Genomic DNA, 8132 nt, shown 5'->3' with positions numbered 1-8132 from the left:
GACCAACGCCATGGTTTATGGCCTGGGCGGCTACAAGTACACCGACTATGTCAAGGTCGGGGTGCCCCTCAATCTGATCTTCTGGGTTCTCGCGGTGCTGTTCATCCCCATGTTCTGGCCCTTTTAAACACTCCCCCAAGGAGGCAACCATCATGGCGACACTCGATGGCCAACCCGCCCCGTCCTTCACCCTGTCCGGCAGCGACGGCAAGTCGCACAGCCTCGCCGATTACCGGGGAAAGACCCTGGTGATCTATTTCTACCCGCGCGACAACACCCCCGGCTGCACCAAGGAGGCCTGCGGCTTTCGCGACCTGCACGACGAAGTCCGCAAACTGGGCGTCACCGTCCTCGGCGTCAGCCGCGACAGCCTCGGCTCCCACGACAAATTCATCGCGCGGTTCGGCCTGCCCTTCGTCCTGCTCAGCGATCCCGACGGCCAGATGATGGCGGCCTACGGCGCCTTCGGCGAAAAGATGATGTACGGCAAGAAGGTCACGGGAGTGATCCGCTCGACGGTGGTCGTCGGTCCCGACGGCAAGGTGCTCAAACACTGGCCCAAGGTGGCCAAGGCGGAAACGCACCCGCAAGAAGTGGTGGATTTTCTGCGGCAGGGGTGAACTGCGCACCTACAGGCAAGAAGAGTTCTCGATCCAGAGCTTTGCGTGGGCGGAAAGGCGGGACAGCTAGATGCGGCTGTCCCGCCGGGGACGTCTTTGACCAATAGCCCCGAAATGATCAGCAACACGGAAGCCTTCTACTTCGCATCAACAACCTTTTGGTTTAAAAATTTTCTCATCATATCTGCGATCACCTGCCCATCCTCCTCCAGGGCGAAATGGCCGGTGTCCAGCAAGTGAAACTCCAGACTCTTGAGATCACGCCGATAGGGATAAGCACCCTCTGCCGGAAAGATATAATCGTTTTTGCCCCAAACGATCAATGTCGCCGGCTGGAACTGGCGAAAATAGCCCTGCCATTCAGGGTAATGGGGCACATTGTTCTGGTAGTCATAGAAAAGTGCCAGTTGGATCTCAGGATTGCCCTCGCGGGTCAGGTGGCGCAGATCCACATTCCAGTTGTCCGGACTGATCGTCTGCTCGTTTCTAACGCCGTGGGTGTATTGCCATTTCACCCCCTCCGGCGAGATGAAGGCGGCCAAGGGTTCGGCGTTTGCGGGCGTCCGCTCCTTCCAATAAAGGCGAATCGGATCCCAGAAGTCACGCAGGCCTTCATTGTAGGCATTGCCGTTCTGGATAATCAGGGCCTGTACCTGCTCAGGGTGTTTAACCGCCAGGCGAAAGCCGATGGGGGCACCGTAATCCATCAGATACAGGCTGTATTTTTTTATCCCGAGTTCCGCGACGAAGCGCTCCATCACCCTGGCCAGGTTGTCAAAGGTGTAGTCAAATTCGTCCATGGCCGGTTGCGCACTGTTGCCGAATCCCGGGTAATCGGGAGCCACCAGGTGAAACTGATCAGATAGCGCAGGGATCAGATTGCGAAACATGTGCGAAGAGGTCGGAAATCCATGCAGGAGCAGTATGGTCGGAGCATCAGGAGGCCCGGCCTCGCGATAAAAAATCTCAACGCCGTCGATGGTGATGGTTTTGTGAAAAATTTGTGCTGGCGCCACCGCCGGCACTGACTTGGCGGCGGCCGCAGGATAAGCCCAGACGAAAGCCAGCAGAATCAAAACGAGGCTGGTCATCAGGGCGGATGGCGTGTTCAGCGATTTGCCTAAGGAAAGAGCTCTTGCTTTCATGTTTTTTCTCCTTTCGATTCCCCGGAGTCTTCGGGTTCGACGGATCTTATTTGTTTAATGATTGATGCTCCTCGCCCACCGAATCTATTGAGGAGCCCTTACCCTGATGCAAATTCAACGACCATGCCGGCCGCTTCTTTCCCGCTAAACAACTGTATTGTTTTGATTTTTCACTATTCGTTCGACCATGAGGAGCAACGATATTTGGTTGAAAAACGAAATATTGTTGTCATGCAACGAAATATTGTTATCCTGGAAACATGATCAATTCCGCTGAAAAAAATCATGTGGTGGAGGAATACCGAGCGCTGCTGCTCGACATGCCACAGCAACGTTCCCTGGTGGGAGTTTTGCACCTTGTCGTCCAGCGTCTGGCAGCCCTTCCCCAAACGGCCCTGGCCAGGATCTGGCTGCTGAACCCGGCGGATATCTGTGCCGCCTGCCCCTTACGAGGGGAATGCCCGCAAGAGGGAAATTGTCTGCATCTGGTGGCCAGCGCCGGGAATCCCGTCAATTCGCCTGGAGAGGACTGGACGCGTCTGGACGGGCAATTCAGCCGTTTTCCAGTGGGCGTGCGCAAAGTAGGTACGATCGCGGCCTCGGGACAACCGATCGAAGTTCTCAATATCGAAGAAGACGATTCCTGGGTGGCCCGTCCTGAGTGGGTTCGGCGGGAGAGAATCAAAGGCTTTCTTGGTCAGCCCCTGGTCTGCCGGGAAGAAAAGCTCGGGGTGCTTGCGCTTTTTACCCGCCAGCAGCCGGACATGGAAGAAGTTCAATGGCTGCGCATGGTGGCCGACCATGCCGCCATGAGCATCGTCAATGCCCGCGCTTTTGAAGAAATCAACCGCTTGCATCGGCATCTGGAACTGGAAAGAGATTTTCTTCGCCAGGAGATCGTCGATATCGGGGCCATGGGGCAATTCGTCGGGCAAAGCGCGGCTCTGCAGAATGTGGTGCGGCAGATTGATCTGGTGGCGCCGACCGATGCAAACGTGCTGGTGCTTGGCGAATCTGGAACAGGAAAGGAATTGGTTGCCCGCGAAATTCACAAACGAAGTGCGCGGCGCGAGCGGCCGATGATCAAAGTCAATTGCGCCTCCATCCCGAAAGATCTGTTCGAGAGCGAATTTTTTGGTCATGTCAAGGGTGCCTTTACCGGGGCGCTCAAGGATCGCGGCGGGCGTTTCGAGGCCGCTGACGGCGGAACCTTGTTTCTAGATGAGGTGGGAGAAATTCCCATCCAACTACAAGGCAAGCTGTTGCGGGTCCTGCAGGAAGGAGAGTTCGAGCGGGTCGGTGAGGAACGTACCCGGAAGGTGAACGTTCGGATCATCGCCGCCACCAACCGGGATTTGAAAAACGAGGTCGCTCGGGGAGGATTTCGCAGTGACCTTTATTATCGGCTCAATGTTTTTCCCATCGAGGTTGCGCCGCTGCGCGAACGCAAGGAAGACATCCTTCCTCTGGCGTCCATCTTTCTGCAACGCGCCGCTCTGCGGTTCAACCGCGCCGTATCGGGGTTGACTCAGGCCGACCTTCTGCAATTGCAGAACTATGACTGGCCCGGCAATGTGCGGGAGTTGCAGAACGTGATTGAGCGGGCGGTAATCGTGAGCAGCGGAAACCGATTGCGCCTGGATCTGGGGAATGTTCCCGGCCAACGTCAGTTGTTGCGGACCAATCAAAATGCTCAGGATCAGAGCACGGCCCTGACCGAAATGGAGATACGCAGCCTGGAGCGAAAAAATATTGAAGCCGCGCTCAAGCAGTGCGCCGGCAGGATATACGGCCCCCATGGCGCAGCCCAGCTCCTGGGGCTGCCGCCGACCACCCTGTCCGCCAGGGTCAAAAAAATGGGGATTCAAAAACCACCTTATTCCTGATGTTTCGATATGCGTTGGATTGCCTGGATATTCCGCGGGAAAAAGTCGTCCGAACTGCCGGACAGCCTGACCAAACTGCGCCCCGGGGATCCCTGTTGGTGCGGCAGCGAACGCACCTATGCCCGCTGTCATCGCAGGGAAGATCGACGCATCATGCGCGCATTGGGTATTGACAAGGCGGGCCTGCGCAATAACCCCTTTGTCTGAAGGCCCCGCGACAGGGATGAGGTCTCATCCTGTAAAATCAACAGCGAAAAGAAATCCTCCTGACAAATTCCTCCCGCCGCCGGTCGAGAAGGTACGTCCAAGTGTCATCTCGCTGACATTGTTCTTGGCGCCATTCTGCGACAATGGACCTTAGCATACCTGTTCAGGTTCATTTTCGACGCCCCGGAGCCAGGACACGGGCGCATGGACGCAAGAAGCCATGCGCCCGTGTCCGGCCCATTGTTTCTCAACGGTTTCGTTGCAGGCCCAAGGAGATTGTCGCCATGCGTGCCTTATTTTTGCTGCTCATCCTCTTTGCCTGCCCGGGTTGGGACAGGCCGCCTGGGATTTTTCCCGCCACGCCATTCCCCTCGACGAAATCAAGGCGGGCGGTCCGCCGCGCGACGGCATTCCCGCGTTGTTCAACCCGAACTACGTACCGGCGGCGAAAGCCGATTTCATGCGCGGCGACGAGCGGGTGCTCGGCGTCTTCCACAACGGCGTCGCGCGCGCCTATCCACTGCACGTGCTCAGTTGGCATGAACTGGTCAACGACAGCTTCGGCGGTGATCCCCTGCTGGTGAGTTGGTGACCGCTGGCCTTTTCGGGAGTCGTGTACTCTCGCAACATCGACGGAAAAACTCTGACTTTCGGCGTGTCGGGCCTGCTCTACAAGTCCAATGTGCTCATGTACGACCATCAGAGCGAATCGCTCTGGTCGCAGGTGAAAAACCAGGCCGTCACCGGCCCCATGACCGGCACGCGCATGCAGGTGCTGCCCTCGACCATCACCACCTGGGACCAGTGGCGAAGGCGCCACCCCGACACCGCTGTCCTGTCCCTCGAAACCGGGCATGTGCGCGATTACAGCCGCGACCCCTACGAAAGCTACTACCGCAGTCGCAGCGGGCTGTTCGGCTTCTTCCGGGAGTTGGTCTCCGATTTCCCCGGCAAGGAGGTGGTGGCCGGCGTTCTCAGCGACGGCGTGGCCAAAGCCTATCCCCTGGAAGAAATGCGCAAGGGTGAACCGCACACCGATCGCCTGGGCGACAAAACGCTCACCTTCACCTTCGATCAGGTGACGGGCGAGTTGCGCATCACCGATCAGGACAACGAGACGGTGCCCTACATCAGCACCTACTGGTTCGTGTGGAAGGAGATTCATCCCGACAGCAATTTGTATCGGGCGCCCCGGTAACTAACGCGGGAAGATGCGGCGCAAGAGGAATGACCCTACGCGCCGGACTCGACTGCTCGGCTACCGGCCCGGCCATCGATCTGGGCTGTTGTAAAATCGCCTTTCAGGCCAAACCAAAGATCAGAAGGGATCAAAAATGAGCGTCAGGCAGGATTTCACCGGGGAATTCATCGGCACGTTCATTCTGGTTTTCTTCGGTTGCGGCTCGGTGGCGACCACCGTGCTTTTTTCCGCGCACATGGGCCTGTTTCAGGTAGCCATGGTCTGGGGGCTGGGCGTGACGCTGGCCATCTACGCCACGCGCCACCTCAGTTGCGCCCACCTCAATCCAGCGGTGAGCCTGGCCATGGTCGTCGCGCGGCGCATGTCGGCCAGGCGCCTGCCGGCCTACCTGAGCGCGCAGTTCGCCGGCGCCTTTGTCGCGGCGGCCGTTCTCTATCTGCTTTTTTCACCAAGCATCGCGCAATTCGAACTGCTGCACGGCATCACCCGCGGTTCCGCCGAATCGACGACCACCGCCATGATGTTCGGCGAATTCTTCCCCAATCCCGGAGCGGGGGCGGCTGCCGCCGTGAGCATGCCGTTGGCTTTTCTCGCCGAGGCGATCGGCACCTTCGCGCTGGTGTTTCTGATTTTTTCCCTGACCGAAGGCTGCAACCTTGGCCGGCCGGACGACGCCCTCGCGCCATTGTTCATCGGCATGAGCGTCACCCTCATCATTTCCATTCTGGCACCGCTCACCCAAGCGGGGCTCAACCCGGCGCGCGACCTTTCGCCGCGCTTGTTTTCCATGCTTGCCGGCTGGGGCACGGCAGCGCTGCCGGATCGTTCGTTGGGATTTCTGGTGGTTTACGTTCTGGGGCCGATTGCCGGCGGGTGCGCGGCGGCGCTGGTTTTCTCGCGGCTTGTCGAACCGCTGATGAACGGCAAGGCGTTGCCGGATTGCTTGTGTAAAGACGAAAACAGGTAAAATCAGAAAAAATCAATATTCAAGGGAGGTCATTTTTATGGCTAACGACACGCAGGGCACTCTTGCCGCAGTCAAGGACTACTACGGCCAGGTGCTCAAAAACAGCAAGGATCTCAAAACCAGCGCCTGTTGCAGCATCGAGGCGCTGCCCGCGCACCATCGCGCCATTCTGGCTCAGATCGACGGCGAAATCATCGAACGCTTTTACGGCTGCGGTTCACCCATCCCCGCAGCCCTGGAAGGCTGCACGGTGCTCGATCTGGGCTGCGGCACCGGGCGCGACGCCTATCTGCTCTCCAAACTGGTGGGTGAACAGGGCCGGGTCATCGGTCTCGACATGACGCACGAGCAGCTCGAGGTGGCGCGCCGCCATCTGGCGGGGCAGACCGCGCGCTTCGGGTATGCACGACCCAACGTCGAATTCCGGCAGGGCTACATCGAGGATCTGCGCGGGGCGGGGATCGCGGATGATTCCATCGACCTGGTGGTGTCCAATTGCGTCATCAATCTCTCCCCGGACAAGCGCCGGGTGTTCTCCGAAATTTTTCGCGTTCTCAAACCCGGCGGCGAGTTGTATTTTTCCGACGTCTTCGCCGGCCGGCGCATTCCCGACGCCTTACGCGCCGATCCGGTGCTGCACGGCGAATGTCTGTCCGGGGCGCTGTATACCGAGGATTTCCGTCGGCTGCTGCGCGAACTGGGCTGCCTGGATTACCGCACGATGTCCAGCCGCCGCATCGCCCTGGACAATGAGGAGGTGGAAGCCACGGCGGGCATGATCGATTTCTACTCCATCACCGTGCGCGCCTTCAAACTGCCCCTGGAAGATATCTGCGAGGATTACGGCCAGGTCGCCGTTTATCTTGGCACCCTGCCCGAATGCCCGCACCATTTTGCCCTCGACGACCATCATCTGTTTGAAACCGGCCGCCCCTTGCGGGTGTGCGGCAATACCGCCGACATGCTCGCGCAAACCCGCTTCGCCGGCCATTTCCGGGTCGAGGGCGACAAATCGGTGCACTTCGGCCCCTTCCCCTGCGACCCGGCCGCGCCTTCGAAGGGAGACAGGGCGCCGCAGGCGTGCTGCTGACGCGGAGCAAACAAACCTTCAATGCACCAACATCGTCCCCGCCAAACCCAGCAGAAACCCCGAGACCGCCCCGACCGCCGGGAAATCATGGTGTTTCAGATGGGCGCGGGGCGCGATGTCGTCAAATATCAGGTAGAGAATCCCGCCGCTGCAAAACAGCATGAGCGCCCCCAGGCTTTGGGCGTCCGCCGCCAACCAGCCGTATCCGAGCCAGGCGCACAGAGGCCCCACCAGGGCGATCGACAGGAAAGTCGGCCAGAGCCACGCGGCCGATTTGCCATTCCGCGACATCTCGGTGTAGGCGGCGAACCCCTCCGGCATGTTTTGTAGCATGATCAGGATTACCAACAGATAAACCATTTCGGACCCGGTGGTGGCCACCACGCCGAGCAAAATGGCTTCCGGGACGAAATCCAACAGCATGCCGATGAATTGGGACGCGACGCTGCCCCGGCGCTTCAACCAGGCGTTGATCTGCCAGAAGGCCAAACCGCCGAGCAGAAAAGCGCCGCAGGCCGACAAAACCGAGACCTGTGCGACCCCGTGCGGGATCAGCACCAGGGCGATCGCCGCCAGCAGCGCGCCGCCGCCGAAATAGGAGACAAAGCTGTCGATCTCATGACGCAGACAAATCGAGCGCAGGCGCGCGCGCGTTGAAATAAAAGCGCCCAGCGGAATGGACAGCCCGGCGACCAGGGCCATGAGCAAGGTGGTGGTCAGGGACATATATTCAGGTTCTCTCAGCAAACTTAGGTTTTTCGCTCAAATACTACCAGAGATCGTCAAGATCTGAGCGCTTCGAAAAAAACTCAAATCTTTGTTATGCTTTCAGGCACTGCTGTCCCATAGTTTGATCAGAAAAAAGGAGGCTCGGAGAGCTGCTTGTGGCATATTGAGTTCGCCAAAACACCAATATTCACAAGGAGATCCGAGCCGTGGCGCATTGTAGCACAGTCCTCAATCAAGTGGTCGGTTTTTTCAAGAGACATGAATTTGAATCCCTTGCCCGCAAGCAT

At 58.6% G+C, this 8132-nt stretch carries 9 protein-coding genes and 1 pseudogene; 8 read left to right on the top strand and 2 right to left on the bottom strand.

The features are described 5' to 3' along the window. Together QAT43_RS14905 and QAT43_RS12755 are read left to right on the top strand one after the other, a co-directional pair. A pseudogene (locus QAT43_RS14905) lies at positions 1–127 on the top strand (SLC13 family permease); the annotation flags it as partial. A gap of 25 nt (positions 128–152) precedes the next feature. Further along, positions 153–620, top strand: coding sequence for a peroxiredoxin (locus tag QAT43_RS12755; protein WP_305043463.1), 468 nt, complete (start codon positions 153–155; stop codon positions 618–620). 137 nt (positions 621–757) lie between these two features. Here the strand turns inward: QAT43_RS12755 and QAT43_RS12750 are convergent, their stop codons facing one another. Next, positions 758–1765 carry an alpha/beta fold hydrolase gene (locus tag QAT43_RS12750; RefSeq protein ID WP_305043462.1) on the bottom strand — a complete coding sequence of 336 codons (1008 nt, stop codon included), beginning with the start codon at positions 1763–1765 and terminating at the stop codon, positions 758–760. 260 nt (positions 1766–2025) lie between these two features. Between QAT43_RS12750 and QAT43_RS12745 the strand changes: the two genes are divergently transcribed. From QAT43_RS12745 to QAT43_RS12730, 5 genes are all read left to right on the top strand, one after another. After that, positions 2026–3651, top strand: a complete 1626-nt coding sequence (locus tag QAT43_RS12745; RefSeq protein WP_305043461.1) for a sigma-54-dependent Fis family transcriptional regulator — start codon at positions 2026–2028, stop codon at positions 3649–3651. Between the two features lie 9 nt (positions 3652–3660). Then, complete coding sequence (locus QAT43_RS14900; protein ID WP_442900262.1) at positions 3661–3858, top strand: SEC-C domain-containing protein; 198 nt, start codon at positions 3661–3663, stop codon at positions 3856–3858. 295 nt (positions 3859–4153) lie between these two features. Continuing rightward, positions 4154–5056: a DUF3179 domain-containing protein gene (locus tag QAT43_RS12740; RefSeq protein ID WP_305043464.1), complete on the top strand. Its 903-nt coding sequence runs from the start codon at positions 4154–4156 to the stop codon at positions 5054–5056. 136 nt (positions 5057–5192) lie between these two features. Then, complete coding sequence (locus tag QAT43_RS12735) at positions 5193–6026, top strand: MIP/aquaporin family protein (RefSeq protein WP_305043460.1); 834 nt, start codon at positions 5193–5195, stop codon at positions 6024–6026. Positions 6027–6063: 37 nt separating this feature from the next. Then, positions 6064–7116, top strand: a complete 1053-nt coding sequence (locus tag QAT43_RS12730; protein ID WP_305043459.1) for a methyltransferase domain-containing protein — start codon at positions 6064–6066, stop codon at positions 7114–7116. 18 nt (positions 7117–7134) lie between these two features. On the opposite strand, the gene QAT43_RS12725 is transcribed toward QAT43_RS12730, so the two are convergent. Continuing rightward, on the bottom strand, positions 7135–7842 hold the full coding sequence (locus tag QAT43_RS12725) for a ZIP family metal transporter (protein WP_305043458.1): 708 nt from the start codon (positions 7840–7842) through the stop codon (positions 7135–7137). A gap of 209 nt (positions 7843–8051) precedes the next feature. Between QAT43_RS12725 and QAT43_RS14805 the strand changes: the two genes are divergently transcribed. Beyond that, positions 8052–8132 (top strand): DUF4372 domain-containing protein (locus tag QAT43_RS14805; protein WP_331517996.1); only part of this gene is annotated, 81 nt, incomplete at its 3' end.

The organism is Geoalkalibacter sp. (assembly GCF_030604225.1).
Lineage (GTDB): Bacteria > Desulfobacterota > Desulfuromonadia > Desulfuromonadales > Geoalkalibacteraceae > Geoalkalibacter.
Note: the sequence above shows the minus strand (reverse complement) of the source record. Positions and strands in the feature narration are given on the sequence as shown.

Excerpts from the sequence above, each read along its gene's own strand:
- QAT43_RS12755 (WP_305043463.1), top strand. The coding sequence starts at position 153 with ATGGCGACACTCGATGGCCAACCCGCCCCGTCCTTCACCCTGTCCGGC.
- QAT43_RS12750 (WP_305043462.1), bottom strand. The coding sequence starts at position 1,765 with ATGAAAGCAAGAGCTCTTTCCTTAGGCAAATCGCTGAACACGCCATCC.
- QAT43_RS12745 (WP_305043461.1), top strand. The coding sequence starts at position 2,026 with ATGATCAATTCCGCTGAAAAAAATCATGTGGTGGAGGAATACCGAGCG.
- QAT43_RS14900 (WP_442900262.1), top strand. The coding sequence starts at position 3,661 with ATGCGTTGGATTGCCTGGATATTCCGCGGGAAAAAGTCGTCCGAACTG.
- QAT43_RS12735 (WP_305043460.1), top strand. The coding sequence starts at position 5,193 with ATGAGCGTCAGGCAGGATTTCACCGGGGAATTCATCGGCACGTTCATT.
- QAT43_RS12730 (WP_305043459.1), top strand. The coding sequence starts at position 6,064 with ATGGCTAACGACACGCAGGGCACTCTTGCCGCAGTCAAGGACTACTAC.
- QAT43_RS12725 (WP_305043458.1), bottom strand. The coding sequence starts at position 7,842 with ATGTCCCTGACCACCACCTTGCTCATGGCCCTGGTCGCCGGGCTGTCC.